This is a genomic window from Salinivibrio sp. PR5, assembly GCF_001996085.1.
Lineage (GTDB): Bacteria > Pseudomonadota > Gammaproteobacteria > Enterobacterales > Vibrionaceae > Salinivibrio > Salinivibrio proteolyticus.
Genome location: NZ_MUFK01000031.1, coordinates 1 through 16,608 on the forward strand (window position 1 = coordinate 1; position 16,608 = coordinate 16,608).

Below are 16,608 nucleotides of genomic sequence, written 5' to 3' on the forward strand. Positions count from 1 at the left end.
ACATATTAATTTGAATAACTGATTAACTATTTCTATCAATCCAGAAACCGACACCAAGTAGATAAAGATCACCACTATAATGATAGCACGGCTATTTGAAGTGATTGATTTCCACTGTGTAGCACGATTAATAATACCAAAACCGACCAGTGCATACGAAAAAATCAACAATCCACTTGCTAAATATACTAGAAAAGTAGATTCATCCATCTTAACACCATCATTTATTCACTAAAGTAGAAGGCGATATATTTAGAGTCCTTGTTGACAGAGGCCCCTTTAAATAACTCGAAGAGCGTTAAGCTTCCAACCTTTGGTCTGGGCATCGACTGCCAATCAAGGATATTAATTCCAACGCTCTGGTGGTGACCAACCCAGCCATGATTCCGATGTAAAAGCCAAGAAACGCCAATGTTGGCAGGCCGACCAGTCCAAGCAAGAAAGGCAGTATCCCAGTGATAACAAAAAGAGAAACCATTATGTCACGGCAGAAGTCTGAACCATCGTTGTAAACCATCAGATCAAGCCACAATGACAACAACAGCGTTGCGCCAATAATAAGGCTTACGACTAGCCCCCAAGGGCCCATAAACCCGGCTGCCAAGCCAACCCAGCTTAGAAATATCCCCATTTCCGGCCCCACAAAGCCTCCATTGGCACCGCCAGATATCTTATAAGCCCCAGAACCAGTGACAGGATCTGTGATAATGTAGCCTGATCCAGTCCAACCAACGACAGAAACGGGTTTCTCATGAACGGTGACTTCTTTACCCGATGCAATCGCACTGTTTATTTCAGCTCTTACTTCATCATCGATTGCAATCTCACTGAGTAAAAACTGGTTGCTATTAGTCAATGTGTAAATTTTTTGACCTTGTTGACCAGCAATACCCAATGCTTTGACTGCACTAACACCTTGCGGATTGTTGGTGCTATTATCCAGCATTTTTTCTGGCACTAAGTTTTCAAGATATGACGAAACTGCCCCTGTCATACGGTGATAGTCTCGCCAGTCGTCCAGGCAGTTGTTCGCTGCTTCCGCATTGTTTGCCAGCCTATCAACATCCATTCTCAGCCCACTGGGAGAAACCCAACGGGGAACGCCAAAGAAGTAAGAAACACTCAGATCAGTACTGAATGTGCCATAGCTAGGCTGAATATAGTTCACAACTTTTGTGGATTTCGACAACAACTTTTGTTGGAGGTTGACCATAGCATAATAGCTATGTATACCAGTTTGCAGGAAAAGACCTGCTGTATCGTGCTTGGTAAGTGTATCAATGTTTCCAGCCCCTAGTTGTTGGCTGACAGCGGCATTTTTCGCTTTCAAATCTGCCAGCATACCCGGCTCAATACCATGGTAGTCAATGCCAATCGCTTGATACTCACCGGCGATGACGGGGCTGTCAGTTTTTTCCCATCCAAATCGGGGCGTCCAAAAGCCTTTAGATATGTTGAGTTCTTCCCCAAGAGAAAAACTCCGATTTCCCATCGCTACCACTTGCGTATCGACGAGAAACTCTGCGTCCATTTGGGTTAAGCCATACGGTAGTTTCGCATTTGATGACGTCGCTTCGCTTTCACTTTGTGGCAGCTTAGCATTTAGCGTATCAATATCGGATTGGGTAGTAGGTGTAAAATGCAGCGCTAACGTTTTACCTGCTAATGCAGGGAGCGATATTTCTACATTGAGGTAAGTGTTTAGGTAGTTATCGTTCAGCGTAAATCCAAACTTATGCCTTATATTGCTTGGTAGTTGAGCTAACGGCTGGCTGGCAACGACAGAAATGTATGGCAATGTCACAGGAAGTACTTCAGCTTCGGTTTTGACTATTTTCTTACCTCCCGCTACGTCCTCGAATTTCGTATTGGGATGGTTAAGCTGGATATAGTCTTCGACTTTCTTTTCCAGCTCCGAAATAAGTTGAGCAGCATAGGCTTGATCAATTCCACGAACAGTTTTGTTCTCATTATCAACGTCAGCGGCTCCTATTAGCGCGGCATACAATTGGTCTGGGTCAGTATCCATCGCTGCGTTTAGATCAATACCTTCCTCATAGGTGTACTGTTTAAAGCTAGGGTCTAATCCGACCCATTGCCCTTCAATTTGCGCTTCTGCCCATACATGCTCCATTTTAAGGCGTTTTGCAACGCCGTTGTGATCCGCAATCACAACATTAGGTACGCCACCCTGACCAAGCAGATTTTGCAGTGCTTTGACATCTCTAACACCGCCAACCCAATTAAGTGCCTGACTAATATCAACTTCCACCGAGCCATATACATAACGTGCAGGGATGGCTGAAGCCCGCAGCAAACTGACCAACAGGCTGGCTTGGTCAATTGCTCCACCTCGTTTGCTAAACAGGGTATAGTCTGCACCTTGAATCGAACCATGTGCAGGAACGTATTCTATGGTGTTGTAAACATAGTTATAGATAGCCAACGGATCGTGATTCAGCTCTATGGCTAGCTGTGTTAAGCGTTCAGTTACTTGGTTATCTTCATTAAACTGCAAAAACATGTCTGACGCTAGATCTGAAGCATAGCTTGAAACTGTGCGTGCATTAGCCTGATTGCTTTGGCTTCTGAGCCCAAGATAATCCTGGAGTGCTTCAACAGAAGAGGCTGGTTCGTGAACAGCAGAAGAAAGAGGGCCGAAAGGCAATATTTCACTATCGTATTGGTGGGGAGCTTGACCCAGCTTTATCGATGCCAATGATTGATGCAGTTTACCTGCAAGCTCTTGAGACTCGGCGACTGAGTTAAAATCTGCCTTTTCGAGAGCGCTAGCAGCTAAGATCATCGAATGATAATGCTTAAACATCATAGACAGTTGATCGCTGATCAACTTGACTTGCTGGGCATCACTTTTCTTTACGGCCTCACTGAGCTGCTTTCGCAATGCATGTTCAGCTTCAACCTTTTGATTAGCGATGATGTTGACGGAATGCGAAACATAACGTTGAAACTTTTCAGCTAATGCCACACGCATCTCGTTTGGCTCTGCTAACTTGTCATCACCTACCTTGCCAGTAAAACTGGCAAGGTATTTGGAAGTATTTTGACGCAATGCCTCGACACTGTTCATCAATTCGATGCTCACATCCCTATTTTCATAATGCTCTTTTGCCGCGAGCATCGCCACCGCAGAAGGCGAGTAGAAGACAAACAGGTAAAGCATCGTCATAGTTAAGGCTACCATCGGGAGAAAGCCTCTGGTATTTCGCCAGAACTCAAGCGCAATATTACTAGATTTCATATTTATATCCCTATATTCCGGTGGTTACTGCAAAGGTGCGCGACAAATACGGCGGTTGAATTCACCCGGTGCTGTTACTTCTATCGCGAAACGTTGGGTGACAGACTTCCCAGTTAAGTCACTCACTTCCAGCTCCACATCCTGCAACCCAATCTGCTTGTTGTTTGCCAGCCATTGAACGAGCCCAAATTGACTGATACTCATCCCTTCTGGCGCGCTTAGCAGGCGATAACGCAATGCATCGCCATCAGGGTCACTCGCAACAACCTGATAAAGGTAAACAGACTCAGTTCGTGCGCTAAGTTTGGGCAGGCTTGTCACCACTGGCGGTTGGCTTTCTCCCAGATATTTAACTGTTAGATTGAACTTCTGAGTATCACTGTTCCCCACGGAGTCAAACACCGAAATACTTACGTAATGATCACCGACATCGTTTTCAGTGACATTCCAGAAAAGAGCGCCAGAGTTACTTACTGCCATCCCCACTGGGCCTTCGTCAAGCTGGTAACGTAAAGGATCATTATCGAGATCAAAGACTTTCAACTGGTACGTATAATCCATCCCGTTATACGCTGATAGAACAGGGGAGCTCGTTATTACCGGTTCGTTTCCGCTATTTACACGGATGTTGTACATTTGCTCCGCATACGCACCATAGTTATCATAAACCCTTAAAATAACGGGATTACTTCCCTTCTGGTTGATTTCAGGAAGCCAGGTTACCGTCCCGTTTCCTGATACTGTCATTCCTGCTGGCGCTTCAATTAAGCGATAAGTTAGGGCATCGCCATCAGGATCCGCTGCAATAATAAGGTCCTGATAACTGGTCCCCACAAAGGCTTCAAGTAGCGGAACGGATGTAATGACAGGGTAAGCGTTATTCAACACTTCGCGAACAGTAACATTGAAGCTTTGTGTACTTTGCATTCCAAGTGGGTCTTCCGCAACAATAACAAAGGTGTGCGTGCCCACCTGGGAAGCATTTGGCGTCCATTCGATTTCATTTGACACATTTAATACTGCCCCTTCAGGAGCTGAGACCAACGAGAACGATACTGGGTCACCATTTGGGTCCTTAGCAGATACCAAGTACTTATAGGGGGTATCTATTGCTGCAATACCTGTTGGACTACTTGTAAACTCCGGTGCAGCATTGCTCGGATAGTAACTAAAGGTAAAGCTTTGTTCTGCAAAGACGCCTGACTGATCAGCGACTCGGATACGAACGCTGAATTTTCCGTCAAGTTGCATACTGGCTGGCCAAATGACTAAACCATCAGTTTCAATAACCATTCCAGCAGGTGATTCCATTAACAGATATGACAGCGATTCACCTTCAGGATCTGAAGCCAATACCTGATAGTGCAAGTCCCTATTACCCTGAACTTGCCAGCTTGGTTGGCTTGCGATGAGCGGTGGTTGATTTGCGGTTTCAGCTACCTGTACATCGAAGCTCTGAGTTGTGACGAGTCCCCCGGCACTTCTCGCTGCAATCCTAACAGCATAAGTCCCTGTTTGACTCGGCTGCCACAGTACCAAGTTGTTGGCATCAAGGGTCATTCCTTCAGGGTGAGTTTTCAGACTGACTTCAACCGGTTTACCCAAGCCATCCGAAACTTGCACCTGATAGGTAAACATTTCACCGAGTTGTAAATACGTCGTCGGCGTACTGGTAAATTCAGGCGCGCTTCCAGTTGTTACCGCTGAGATAACAAAGGACTGAATGGCCGCTAGTTTTTTATCGTCGATAACTTCAACAATGACACTGTGTCCGCCATCTCCGCTCACTTGATTCGGACGCCAGCTGATTTCTCCTGTGTTCGGATCAATGATCATTCCCTCAGGAGACTCTATGAGCTGGTAGGTAAGGTGAGCGTTTCGATCACTTTCTGCTACCACCTGATAGTAGTAACTTGCGCCTACCTGAGCTTGTAGCAACGGCTCACTGATAATTATTGGTGCTCGTAGGAAATCGAGAACATCAAATGAAAGCAATGTTGTCGACTGCAGCCCCGCGAGATCTTGCACTGCAACTTCAGCCACCAGTAGTCCAACGTCAGATTGCGTTGGCTGCCACGTAACAACACCACTGGTACTGTTAACACGCATGCCGGCAGGTGCATCAATAAGAGCGAATGAAAGATCATCCCCAACATTCGGATCTGAAACGTTCAACGCCAATTGGAACTTCTCACCTACCTCAAGCACAACTGGAGGGACAGGTTCAATGACCGGAGACTCATTGATCTCCGCCACGTTAACCGCAAACCATTGGGTTGCTTCTGCTGACTGGCTATCCGTCACTTTAACTTTGGCTATTGCAGCACGAGTTGTATTATTATCGGTCAGGCACTCCTCATTTCCGCTCACAACGATGGTTTCAATGTCATCACCCAAGGCGCTTTCTGGTATATCTTTTAACACCAATTGCTGATTACTTTCGGCAGCGGTGTTTTGAACATCAACCTGCCCAATAAAAACACCTTGACTATAGAAAGCGACAGCAAAAGGATGGGTTGTGTCTGCTAGTCCGCGGTTGTTCAACGTCGCAGCTACATCTACCAATCCACTCTTGCTTTCTGAAAGCGTTATCTGATTAACTTGTAAGTCGGCCTGATAAATAGGAGGGAGTTGATCTATGATCTCTTTAATCTTGATATCAACAATCGCTTCGGAGAAAGACTTCGCTCTAAGTCCACCACTTCGCAGGAAGTTAAGGTCCCAGGCTGCTCCCCCGCTTTCAATAGCAAGGTTCACGTAATCTTTTATACTGGCGCCAGAACCGCTTACAGCCCGTGTTCCACTACAGGTGTAGTAACTGCCACTGCCATCGGCTACAAAACCTATTCCTTCAGCAGTCATCCCCATTGCAGAACTGCCATCGTCACATCTGAACGATGAATTAATGACAGCATTGAGTAAGGTTTCGGTTGACTTGAGTTGTTCCAACATCTGTTGGTAAGACCAAGATAGGGTGACATCTCTGTCTTCATCTGTAACAAGGATTAAGTTCTTCGCAGAGTCCGTTCTTAATGGGTAGGTTTCCAGCGTTCCTTTCATGGCGCGATAGCCATCTTCGGTACCACCATAGAGTCTTAATTGCGCCGCTAAACGGCTAAAACTGGCTGACTCAACCATTTTTTCCCCATCAACCACCAGATAGCGGGGGCTGCGTTCATATCCAACCAGACCATAAAGGTTCTTATCCGTTTCTTTACCTACGCCCGCACCAACTAGTCCTGCTTCCAATGACGGCACCAAGTCTTTGAGCCAGTTGTGCTCTCCGGACATAGAGCCAGATTCATCCACCACGACAAAAACATCTGCGCTACCGCTCAAGCGAGTTGTCGTGCCCTGAATAATTTTGCATTGCTGGTTAGTTTGCTCAAACCCCTGAGGTGGCAATAAGACATTCTGCCACTGCACTTCTCCAGTAATAGGGTCAATCGTTATGTCTTTATGACCATGCACCAGACTGAAATGTAGTTGTGTATCTTTGTCGTCTGTAGCTGTAACCTGGTAATGATAAGGCTGCTCTTTAGCAACTACTTCAACGGGTAGTGAAGTAATCTGTGGCGGTTCATTGGCCATCGAAACAACGGTTAACTGGTATTGCTGATTATCAGTTAACCCCGGAGCATCTCTAACCTGAACACGTACTGTCGTCGCTGGTTCTAAGCTTTCCGGCTTCCAGGTAATAAGACCAGTATCCGTATCAATAACCATTCCCACAGGTGCGTCTAACAGTTCGAACGTCAGAGGATGAGATTCTTCATCTATCGCGACAACCTGATAGAGGTAAAGCTCTTGCAGCACAGCCTCAGAAATAGGTGCAGACACGATAACAGGTGCATTGTTACCCGGCGCAGTAACGTTAACATTGAAGCTTTGGCTATCTTCAGCTTTACCATCGCTAACAACGACTTTAACAAGGTGACTACCTGTGTCTCCGTTAGAAATGGGCCATGTAATCAATCCTGTTTCAGCGTCGATTAGCATGTTTTTGGGCGCATTATCCAAACGGAATGAAAGTACATCTCCGTCTAAATCTATAGCGGAGACAGTGTAGCTATACGGAGTATCTATGGTGCTTTCTGTAATAGGCGTTGACGTGATTTCAGGAGCATAATTGGATGGTGCATCTAATCTCACTGCAAAAGTCTGACTGTCAAACTCCCCTTTATCATCAGTCGCAATCACTTCGACTAGAAACTCACCAAAAGAAGACGCTGGAATGTCTGTTGTAACCCAAGAAATCACTCCAGTGATTGGATTGATCACCATACTATTAGGTGACTGCGCCAACGAGTACGTAATTGGATCCTGATCAGGTTCTGTGGCCACGACAATATATTGATATTCATCGGGCCAAGTAACTTGAGTGACCGGTGTTGACTCAATCACCGGTGGTTCATTGAAACTGACTAAAGTGGTCAAGTCTCCTTTAAATAACTCCCCGCCCAAGTGCATTGATCCAATCCACTGATTTGCTATCACAGTTCCCATCAAATCCCCATGTGGTGCGTTAATATTTGCATTAGGAGCCAACACATGACCCTCAATTTTTATTCCCGCAAAATTCAGCTCACTGGAATCAGGGAAGTTGAAAAGTACTCTTTCTCTGTGAGCGGCAAGAGATGACATACTTTTATTCTGTACACGATTAAATTTCGTGCTGTCGCCAAGCATGTTAATAATAATGGTCGATTCCGGGGGAAGGCAGCTAAACTCAAAGGTATGAGCAGATTGGAATTGGGAACCATCAATATTAAATACTTGAACCGGAGATGCGCAATCACCTTCTAGGTACAACCCGCCCCACTGATATATTGACTCACCAGTTACTTTGGCAGCAGCAAGCTGCCTTGATATTTCCTGGTAGTATTCTTTCGACGAGAGTATGGAGTTTTCAAGAGCTATATTTTCAATGCTAATACCATCAGGAAAGCCAGCAATAACTGAACTACTAACACCGCTAGCGTCGCCTTCAATACGTATTTTCCCTTGATAAAGGCGACCTGACCTAAAGTTAGCATCTCCTTCTACGAGCAAGCCAAAATCGCTATAGTCTGGGGGCAAGCCAGCACCAATAGAATATCCACCTATTTCTAGATTTCCCCAACTGCCAGTCCGCGCTGACTGTTGCCGGAACCGGAGTTGAAGTCACTAAAAACATAACCACTAAAGTTAGTGGCAGGCCAAAGTAAATCATCATTTTCAGCGTTAGCAGAATAAGATGTTACAAAAGTTAATAATAGTAAGAGGAGTTTCCTTTTCCTCATAAAATATCTTTCCTTTATAGTTTTATTTTTATAGCTAGGAGCTGTTGATTTTTCGTGATTCATTTCTACTGCGTTATCGGCTTTTCATATAGGCTAGCTACACGTCAAAATCTCTTCTTTGTATAAATTCCCCACAAAGTGGTGTAAAAGCCAGATAGAAAGGTCAATAGCTCCTGGTAACAAGTTTATTATTTTGTGTGAGGTTATATTTCTCTATGTTTAGTACATTACATTAATCAACAATCTCGAACATTTCCAAACCAAAACTTTTCGACCAACAATACCCGAATATTGAATAAATAAACATGTAATTTACATAATACTGCGAGCTAAAAATGTTATATAACATGAGACAGTCAACAGGCGATGTTGATGAAATCATTCAGCTAACACACTGTTCCCACAGGAATTACTCCCATTAATCAACTCGGTAACTAACAGGCATATCGAGTTGATTGACTTTGTTCACCACTTTCATGTTGGCCAATGCCTCGCCAACTTGGGCAGTGTAATCACTTAGTGTCAGCTGAGGGCTGAGTAACTTTTTGTATTGAGACATCCCTATTTCTGACAGAGAGCGCTGGTGATAACCCGCTTCTCGTTTCTATTATTCCAAGTCACCGGATTTCAAGGCGTTGACGGCTGCATTGCGCCCCCAGTAACCCGCATTGCTGTGCGGTGGAATGACCGGTTTAATGCCTTTCCCCTGTGACCGACCTTGACGCTTTGATGGTCTGATCGCCGCTAGAGTAATAAGTTCAATGATTTAGGAAACAGCGCCGTTTTAATCAACCGAGCACAACTTAAAAAGCGCCGCATGTGGGCGGCGCTTTGAAGGGGCCTTGTTTACGCTAACGTGCGTGGGCGTTAGCCTTGATGGCGAGAGGCGAGGACTTCGGTCACTTGATGGAGGCTAAGCTCTTGGTCTTGCAGCAATACCAACAGGTGATAGAGCAAATCGGCGCTTTCGTTTAATAGCTCGGCTTTATCGCCTGCCGTGGCAGCGAGGGCGACTTCGACCCCTTCTTCCCCCACTTTTTGCGCGATACGCTTAGTGCCTTTGGCAAATAAGCTTGCGGTGTAAGAGTCATCAGGCGCGGCGTCTTTGCGGCTGGCAAGCACTTGCTCTAGGCTCGATAAAAAGCCGGGGCCGGTGTGTGGTGGTTTATTGTCACTGTCAAAGCAGGTGGTCGTGCCGAGGTGACAGGTGGGCCCGTGAGGCGTTGCCGTGACCAACAAGGTGTCTTGATCGCAATCGAGTGCAATGTGCTCAAGGCTTAATACATGGCCGGAGCTTTCGCCTTTTACCCAAAGACGCGATTTACTGCGCGACCAAAAGGTGACGCGACCGGTTTCGAGCGTCGCGTTCAGTGCATCGGCATTCATGTAGCCCAGCATCAATACTTGGCCGCTATCGCTGTGTTGGATAATCGCAGGCACCAAGCCGGCGTTTTTCTCCCAATCGATACGTTCTACCCACGTCGCCGTCATACTCTTACCTCGATCCCTTGTTGCTTTAGTGCTTGTTTTAATTCGCTTATTGCGATGATTTGCTTGTGAAACACCGAGGCGGCCAGTGCGCCATCGACATTCGCTTGTAAAAAGGCGTCGGCGAAATGCGAAATTTCCCCCGCACCGCCGGAGGCGATCAGGGGCACCTGACAGCGCTCTCTTACCATTTTGAGTTGGGTTAAGTCATAGCCTTGGCGCACGCCATCGCGGTTCATCATATTGAGTACGATTTCGCCCGCGCCTCGCTGTTGGACTTCCTCAACCCAGGCAGCGGTTTGCCAAGGCGTGGCCTGAGTACGGCTTTCATCGCCGGTAAATTGATAGACCTGATATTGCCCGGTCGCTTCATCGAAGAAAGAATCAATCCCGACCACCACGCACTGCACGCCAAACTTATTGGCCAGCCGAGTGATCAAGCTCGGGTCGGCCAAGGCGGGTGAATTAATGGATATCTTATCCGCGCCGAATTCCAAGATTTGTTGGGCATCGGCTTCGGATTTAATTCCACCGGCGACGCAAAAGGGGATATCAATTACTTCCGCGACGCGACTGACCCAGCTTTTATCGACCACCCGGCTGTCACTGGAGGCGGTGATGTCATAAAACACCAACTCGTCAGCACCTTCTTCGGCGTAGCGTTTGGCGAGCGGGACGATATCGCCGATGATTTCGTGATTGCGAAATTGCACGCCTTTGACCACTTGTCCGTCGCGGACGTCCAAACAAGGAATTATCCGTTTTGCCAGCATGCGATCGCCTCCTCTGCGCTAAAGTTGCCTTCCAGTAGGGCGCGGCCGATGATCACGCCTGCGACGCCAGTGTTGCGTAAGGCGCGAATGTCCTCGAGACGGCCAATGCCGCCTGATGATTGAAACGCAATGCTCGGATAGCGCTGACACAAGTCGCGGTAGAGCGCCACATTGCTGCCTTGTAAGGTGCCATCGCGGGAGATATCGGTGCACAGCACATGCTTTAGCCCGACGGACAAATAATCGTCGAGTAGCGCTTCAATGGTGACGCCAGAGTCTTGTTGCCAGCCGGACACCGCCACGCGTCGCGTCCCGTCGCTGTCGATATGAATGTCGAGTGCCAATACAATGCGGTCAGGGCCGTAGGTTTGCATCCAGCCTTTGACTAAATCGGGGGATTTGACCGCGGTGGAGCCGATTACCACGCGCTGCGCGCCGGTATTCAGCAGCTCAATCACGTCCATTTCAGTGCGCACACCACCGCCAATTTGGATATTGGCGGGCGTTGATTGCAAAATCTCGGTGATTAAGTCGACCTGACGTGCGGTCGGATCTTTAGCGCCGGTTAAATCCACGAGGTGCAACCAATCTGCCCCCGCTTGATGGTAACGTGCAAACTGCTCACGCGGGTCAAAACCGTAGTCGGTTTTTTGCTGATAATCCCCTTGATAAAGGCGCACCACTTGGCCGTCTATCAAGTCGAGTGCTGGTATAATCATCCTTGCTTACATCTCCAAAAAATTCTGAATCAAACGCGCGCCCACTTTGCCCGAGCGCTCAGGGTGAAACTGAACGCCGTAGTAGTTGCCTTGATTGATAGCCGCACTGAACGCATGGCCATAATGACATTGTGCCAAGGTGTAATCGCCGACCGGCATCGCGTAACTGTGGACAAAGTAAAAATGACTACCCGCGACAATGCCATCGAACAGAGGATGGTCATTAACGGTGGCAACCCGGTTCCAACCCATATGAGGCAGAGGCTGCCCCGCGGTATCCATCAGTTTGGTGGGGGCGGGGATGTGGCCGAGGCACTCGACCGGGCTGTCGCCTTCATCCGAGTAAGTGCCTAGCATTTGCATGCCAAGACAAATCCCCAGCAGCGGTTGCTCCACTTGCTTAACCAAATCCACCAAGCCACGTTCGGTCAGGTTTTTCATCGCTTCGCTGGCCGTGCCGACACCGGGCAAAAAGAGCTTATCCGCCCCTAGCACCACGTCCGGATTGCGGCTTAGTGTGGCCTGATACCCCAAACGCTCAACAGCAAAGCGTACCGAGGACACGTTTGCGCAGCCGGTATCGATAATGACAGTCTGTTTGCGCATTACAGTACTCCTTTACTGCTTGGCAGGGCGTCGCCCTCGACCTTGATGGCTTGACGCAAGGTGCGGCCAAAGGCTTTGAACAAACTTTCCACCAAGTGGTGGGTGTTTTCGCCCGACACCGTCAGGTGTAGGGTACAGGCCAAGGTGTCGGTCAATGAGCGGAAGAAGTGTCCCACCATCTCGGTCGACATATCGCCCACTTGTGGCTGTGGGAAGCTGGCTTCAAATTTTAAATAGGGGCGTCCGGACAAATCCAATGCACATTGCGCCAAGCATTCATCCATCGGCAGGCTAAAGCCAAAGCGGCCAATACCGCGTTTATCTCCCAGCGCCCGTTTGAGTGCCGCGCCCAACGCGAGGGCGGTATCTTCAATGGTGTGGTGGTCGTCGATGTGCAAATCGCCTTTAACGCGAACGTTGAGCTGAAAGCCGCCGTGGGTGGCGATTTGATCCAACATGTGGTCAAAAAAGCCCAGTCCAGTTGCAATGCGACTGCCGCCACTCTTATCCAGGTTAACATCCACCTGAATATCGGTTTCTTTGGTGGTGCGAGTGACGCTGGCCAGTCGCGGCTGCTGGGTGAGACGCTCGACAATCTGTGGCCAGCCCATCACGTCACGTTGGTATTTGATGCCTTGTAGCGCCATATTGTTCGCTAAGGTGATATCGGTGTCGCGATCGCCAATCACAGCCGATTGGGCGAAATCAATCCGACCTTGCTGTAGGTAGTCTTTCACCAAGCCTAATTTGGGCTTGCGACAGCTACAGTCATCGCTGTCAAAGTGCGGGCAAATCAGTACGTCTTCAAAATGGATCCCTTGTGAGCGAAACAGCGCCATCATCATGTTGTGTGGCGCATCAAAGTCCGCTTGCGGGAAGCTCTCGGTCCCTAAGCCGTCTTGATTGCTCACCATCACCAAGGTGTAACCCGCCGCTTGCAGGCTCAGCAACGCGGGGATCACGCCTGGTTCAAGCGCCAATTTATCGAGGCGATCCACTTGATAGTCTTCAGGCGGCTCCACAATCAAGGTGCCATCACGGTCAATAAATAAAATCTTGTTTTTCACAGTGGTTGTCCTTATTCACTGAGTTGCTGGCGGATAAAGGCCAGCACTTTTTCACATTCGTCACGGTTGCCAATACTGATGCGCAAGCTGTTGGTCACGGCGGTCTGGCGCACAATCATGCCTGCACGCCCTAAACGTTCAAACACTGCGTCGGCGTCATCCAGCGTGATGAGCAGATAGTTACCAAAACCCGGGTGCACTTCAACGCCGGGCAGCATACTAAGGCCGGCTTGCAGGTAGGCACGGTTGGCGGTTAAGTCCAAAACCTGATATTTCATCCGCGCCAAACCGGCCTCGGAGAGCGCTTGCTCGGCAATCTCTGCCACGGGGACCGGAACGGGATACGGCGGGATCACCTTAAGCATCAAGTTAATAATCGCGGGGCTGGCGAGGGTAAACCCGCAACGCAGTCCTGCTAGGGCAAACGCTTTGGATAGGGTGCGCAGAATAGCCAGATTCTCAAAGCGTGCGAGCAAATCGGTGCAGGTCGCTTCTGGACTAAATTCGATATAGGCTTCATCCAACACCACAATCGCGCGACCTTGAGTGTGGGTGAGTAGCGCTTCAATATCGTCGCGGTTAATCAGATTGCCGGTCGGATTATTGGGGCTACACACGAAGATAAGCTTGATGTTGGCATCTGCCTCCAATGCGCTATCAATCCCTGCCATGTCCAGCTGCCAGTCGGCGGTGAGCGGCACTTGGGTGGTGGCGATCCCTTGATTTTCCGCACTGACCGCATACATGCCATAGGTAGGTGGACAAATCAGCACACTATCTTGGTTTGGCTCGCAAAAGGCACGCAGCAACAAATCAATCCCTTCATCGGCGCCACGAGTGGTGATGACTTGGTTCGTTTCGACGCCTGCATAATCCGCATAGGCATTAATCAATGATACCGGCTGGCAGCTGGAGTAGCGATTGAGTCCCTGACCGCTTACGGTGTAAGCGTTGTCAAAGGGTGACTCGTTGGCATTGAGCCAGACATCCCCGCTACCGCCGATACGGCGGGCTGACTGATAGGGAGTAAGCGCTTGTACTTGCTCACGGGCGAGTTTTTCGATGCTCATGCTAACGGGTCCTCTGAGGCTTGAGTTTGTTGTAGTTTAGTGAGACGAATTTCGACCGCTTGGCGGTGTGCATCCAAGCCTTCTGCTTCGGCAATACGCATCACTGTTGGGCCCAGTGCTTGCAAACCGGTGTCACTAAGCTGTTGCACTGTCATTCGCTTGGAAAAGTCGGCCAGCCCAAGGCTGCTGTAGGTGCGCGTATAACCATAAGTGGGGAGCACGTGATTGGTGCCAGAGGCGTAATCACCCACTGACTCGGGCGAGTATGCGCCCAAGAAAATCGAGCCAGCATTATCCAATAGGGGTAATAAATCTCTTGGCTGTTGAGTTTGCACAATCAAGTGCTCCGGTCCATAGCGGTTAGAAATCGACACGCACTGAGTGAGGGTGTCGGCAATAATAATTACACTGCTGCCCAGCGCTTGCTTGGCAATCTCTGCACGGCTTAACGTCGTTAATTGTTGCTGCACTGCATCTGCCACTTTCTCTGCCATCTCGGGCGCAGGCGTCACCAGCACCACTTGCGAATCGGGGCCGTGCTCCGCTTGGCTGAGTAAATCGGCGGCAACAAAGTCTGGATCCGCGCCGGCATCGGCAATCACTAACACTTCCGAGGGGCCGGCAGGCATATCCATGGCCGCACCATTGGCAGCAAGGCTCACTTGACGTTTGGCTTCGGTGACATAGGCATTACCCGGGCCAAAGATTTTATCCACCTTGGTTACGCTTTGAGTGCCAAAGGCCATCGCCGCCACCGCCTGTGCGCCGCCCAGAGTATAGATTTCATCAATCTCGCACAGTTTGGCACAGTATAAAATCTCATCGGCTACCGGCGGTGGGGTACACAGCACCACTTTACGGCAGCCTGCAATTTGCGCGGGTACGCCCAGCATCAATACGGTCGAGGGCAAGGGCGCGCTACCGCCAGGAATATACAGCCCCACGCGGTTAATCGGGCGAGTGATGGATTCGCACACCACCCCCGGCATGGTTTCGACTTTCAATGGCTGCGCTTTTTGCGCACGGTGAAAGGTACTGATGTTATCGTAGGCTTGGCGCAGGGATAGCTTGATATCTTCATCCAAGCGCGCTTCAGCGTCGGCCAAAGTCGCTTTGTCGAGTTTGATGCTATCCAGTTCGACACCATCAAACTTTTGGGTCAATGCTTTTAAGCTTTCATCTCCTCGCTCACGGACATCGGCGATGATCTCCGCGACGCTCGCTTGGGTTTGGGCGCCGGTTGTGATTGCAGGGCGGCGCATTAAGCCTTCTTTTTGTGACTCTCCGAGTGATTTCCAGACCACAGTACGCATCGTGATTTACTCCATCATCTTTTCAATCGGCAGGACCAAAATTGAGCTTGCGCCCAACTGCTTTAATTTTTCCATGGTTTCCCAGAACAGATTCTCGGTGCTCACAAGGTGCACAGCAACACGGTTTTTCTCGTGAGCCAACGGCAAGATGGTGGGATCTTCCGCGCCGGGGAGTAATTCGACCACTTGCTCTAGGGTGTCGTTTGGCGCGTGGAGCATGATGTATTTGGACTCTTTAGCTTGGATGACACCTTGCATGCGGGTGAGCAAGCGTTCAATCAATGCGGTTTTCTCTTCACTGAAGCTGCCTTCACGCTGGATCAATACCGCTTTTGAGCGGAATATGACTTCGGCTTCTTTCAAGCCATTGGCTTCTAAGGTGGCACCGGTTGAGACTAAGTCACAAATCGCATCGGCAAGCCCGGCACGCGGCGCGACTTCGACGGAGCCATTGAGCATACAGGTGCTAAAGCTCACACCTTGTTTGTCCATATAGGCTTTGAGGATGTTGGGGTAGGTGGTAGCAATGCGTTGGTTGGCCAGATCTTGTGGGCCGTTATAGCTTTGGTCTTTATCGAGGGCGATGGAGAGGCGGCAGCCGCCAAAGTCGAGGCGACGCAGCAGCTGATACTGGCTGGGCTCTCCCAGTTTGATGCGCTCAAGGCGTACCTCCTCTAACTCGTTTTCGCCAATTACCCCTAAATCAACCACGCCGTCCATGATAAGGCCCGGGATATCATCGTCACGGACCAGCAGCAGATCGAGAGGCATGTTTTCGGCGTGGACCACTAAACGCTCACCGGTGTAATTGATTTTTACCCCGCAGCGTTTAAGCAGCTCTTGGCATTCTTTGGCGAGGCGCCCCTTTTTTTGGATGGCGATACGTAGGCGTTGTGTTTGCATGTGTGCTTCCTTGTCTAAAAATGAAAAGCTAAAAAAGAAAAAACCCTCGGAAGACGGTGCTCCCGAGGGTCTGAATCTGTTAGCTGGCTAATGACCGACGGAAGCGCTTTTTACTCGTCTTCCAG

The 16,608-nt window shown here is 49.0% G+C and carries 13 protein-coding genes and 1 other annotated feature (1 of these 14 only partly in view); all 13 genes read right to left on the bottom strand.

Going from position 1 to position 16,608, the window contains the following annotated elements; translation table 11 throughout:
* A partial coding sequence (locus tag BZG82_RS16540; RefSeq protein WP_206744449.1) for a hypothetical protein occupies positions 1–210 on the bottom strand: 210 nt, incomplete at its 3' end.
* Positions 211–298: 88 nt separating this feature from the next.
* The gene (locus tag BZG82_RS11405) at positions 299–3,262 is read right to left on the bottom strand and encodes a transglutaminase-like domain-containing protein (RefSeq protein ID WP_077765881.1); all 2,964 of its coding nucleotides are present in this window, start codon (positions 3,260–3,262) and stop codon (positions 299–301) included.
* 24 nt (positions 3,263–3,286) lie between these two features.
* Positions 3,287–8,341: a putative Ig domain-containing protein gene (locus tag BZG82_RS11410; RefSeq protein ID WP_158076006.1), complete on the bottom strand. Its 5,055-nt coding sequence runs from the start codon at positions 8,339–8,341 to the stop codon at positions 3,287–3,289.
* A 29-nt stretch (positions 8,342–8,370) separates the two neighbouring features.
* Positions 8,371–8,607 carry a hypothetical protein gene (locus BZG82_RS16330; RefSeq protein ID WP_131826235.1) on the bottom strand — a complete coding sequence of 79 codons (237 nt, stop codon included), beginning with the start codon at positions 8,605–8,607 and terminating at the stop codon, positions 8,371–8,373.
* A 355-nt stretch (positions 8,608–8,962) separates the two neighbouring features.
* Entirely contained in the window at positions 8,963–9,103 is a 141-nt protein-coding gene (locus BZG82_RS16750) for a hypothetical protein (protein ID WP_198928553.1), read from the bottom strand.
* Positions 9,104–9,411: 308 nt separating this feature from the next.
* Entirely contained in the window at positions 9,412–10,035 is a 624-nt protein-coding gene (hisIE, locus tag BZG82_RS11420) for a bifunctional phosphoribosyl-AMP cyclohydrolase/phosphoribosyl-ATP diphosphatase HisIE (protein WP_046075334.1), read from the bottom strand.
* Positions 10,032–10,805 carry an imidazole glycerol phosphate synthase subunit HisF gene (gene hisF, locus BZG82_RS11425; protein WP_077578090.1) on the bottom strand — a complete coding sequence of 258 codons (774 nt, stop codon included), beginning with the start codon at positions 10,803–10,805 and terminating at the stop codon, positions 10,032–10,034. The genes hisIE and hisF overlap by 4 nt, the downstream gene beginning before the upstream one ends.
* On the bottom strand, positions 10,787–11,524 hold the full coding sequence (gene hisA / locus BZG82_RS11430; protein ID WP_077765883.1) for a 1-(5-phosphoribosyl)-5-[(5-phosphoribosylamino)methylideneamino]imidazole-4-carboxamide isomerase: 738 nt from the start codon (positions 11,522–11,524) through the stop codon (positions 10,787–10,789). Before hisA ends, hisF begins: the two co-directional genes overlap by 19 nt.
* Positions 11,525–11,530: 6 nt before the next feature.
* The gene (gene hisH, locus BZG82_RS11435; RefSeq protein ID WP_077765884.1) at positions 11,531–12,130 is read right to left on the bottom strand and encodes an imidazole glycerol phosphate synthase subunit HisH; all 600 of its coding nucleotides are present in this window, start codon (positions 12,128–12,130) and stop codon (positions 11,531–11,533) included.
* Entirely contained in the window at positions 12,130–13,197 is a 1,068-nt protein-coding gene (gene hisB, locus BZG82_RS11440) for a bifunctional histidinol-phosphatase/imidazoleglycerol-phosphate dehydratase HisB (protein WP_077765885.1), read from the bottom strand. Before hisB ends, hisH begins: the two co-directional genes overlap by 1 nt.
* Positions 13,198–13,208: 11 nt before the next feature.
* Positions 13,209–14,261 (bottom strand): histidinol-phosphate transaminase, encoded by a 1,053-nt coding sequence (hisC, locus tag BZG82_RS11445; RefSeq protein WP_108742984.1) that lies wholly within the window; start codon positions 14,259–14,261, stop codon positions 13,209–13,211.
* Positions 14,262–14,263: 2 nt separating this feature from the next.
* The gene (gene hisD / locus BZG82_RS11450; RefSeq protein ID WP_077765887.1) at positions 14,264–15,580 is read right to left on the bottom strand and encodes a histidinol dehydrogenase; all 1,317 of its coding nucleotides are present in this window, start codon (positions 15,578–15,580) and stop codon (positions 14,264–14,266) included.
* A 6-nt stretch (positions 15,581–15,586) separates the two neighbouring features.
* Positions 15,587–16,483: an ATP phosphoribosyltransferase gene (gene hisG, locus BZG82_RS11455; protein WP_077481411.1), complete on the bottom strand. Its 897-nt coding sequence runs from the start codon at positions 16,481–16,483 to the stop codon at positions 15,587–15,589.
* A 34-nt stretch (positions 16,484–16,517) separates the two neighbouring features.
* Positions 16,518–16,608 (bottom strand) — a sequence feature (His leader region); it runs 48 nt beyond the window's last position.

What these genes read in the sequence shown, in the direction of transcription:
- BZG82_RS11405 (WP_077765881.1), bottom strand. Translation starts at nt 3,262, where the DNA reads ATGAAATCTAGTAATATTGCGCTTGAGTTCTGGCGAAATACCAGAGGC.
- BZG82_RS16330 (WP_131826235.1), bottom strand. Translation starts at nt 8,607, where the DNA reads ATGAATCACGAAAAATCAACAGCTCCTAGCTATAAAAATAAAACTATA.
- BZG82_RS16750 (WP_198928553.1), bottom strand. Translation starts at nt 9,103, where the DNA reads ATGTCTCAATACAAAAAGTTACTCAGCCCTCAGCTGACACTAAGTGAT.
- hisIE (WP_046075334.1), bottom strand. Translation starts at nt 10,035, where the DNA reads ATGACGGCGACGTGGGTAGAACGTATCGATTGGGAGAAAAACGCCGGC.
- hisF (WP_077578090.1), bottom strand. Translation starts at nt 10,805, where the DNA reads ATGCTGGCAAAACGGATAATTCCTTGTTTGGACGTCCGCGACGGACAA.
- hisA (WP_077765883.1), bottom strand. Translation starts at nt 11,524, where the DNA reads ATGATTATACCAGCACTCGACTTGATAGACGGCCAAGTGGTGCGCCTT.
- hisH (WP_077765884.1), bottom strand. Translation starts at nt 12,130, where the DNA reads ATGCGCAAACAGACTGTCATTATCGATACCGGCTGCGCAAACGTGTCC.
- hisD (WP_077765887.1), bottom strand. Translation starts at nt 15,580, where the DNA reads ATGCGTACTGTGGTCTGGAAATCACTCGGAGAGTCACAAAAAGAAGGC.
- hisG (WP_077481411.1), bottom strand. Translation starts at nt 16,483, where the DNA reads ATGCAAACACAACGCCTACGTATCGCCATCCAAAAAAAGGGGCGCCTC.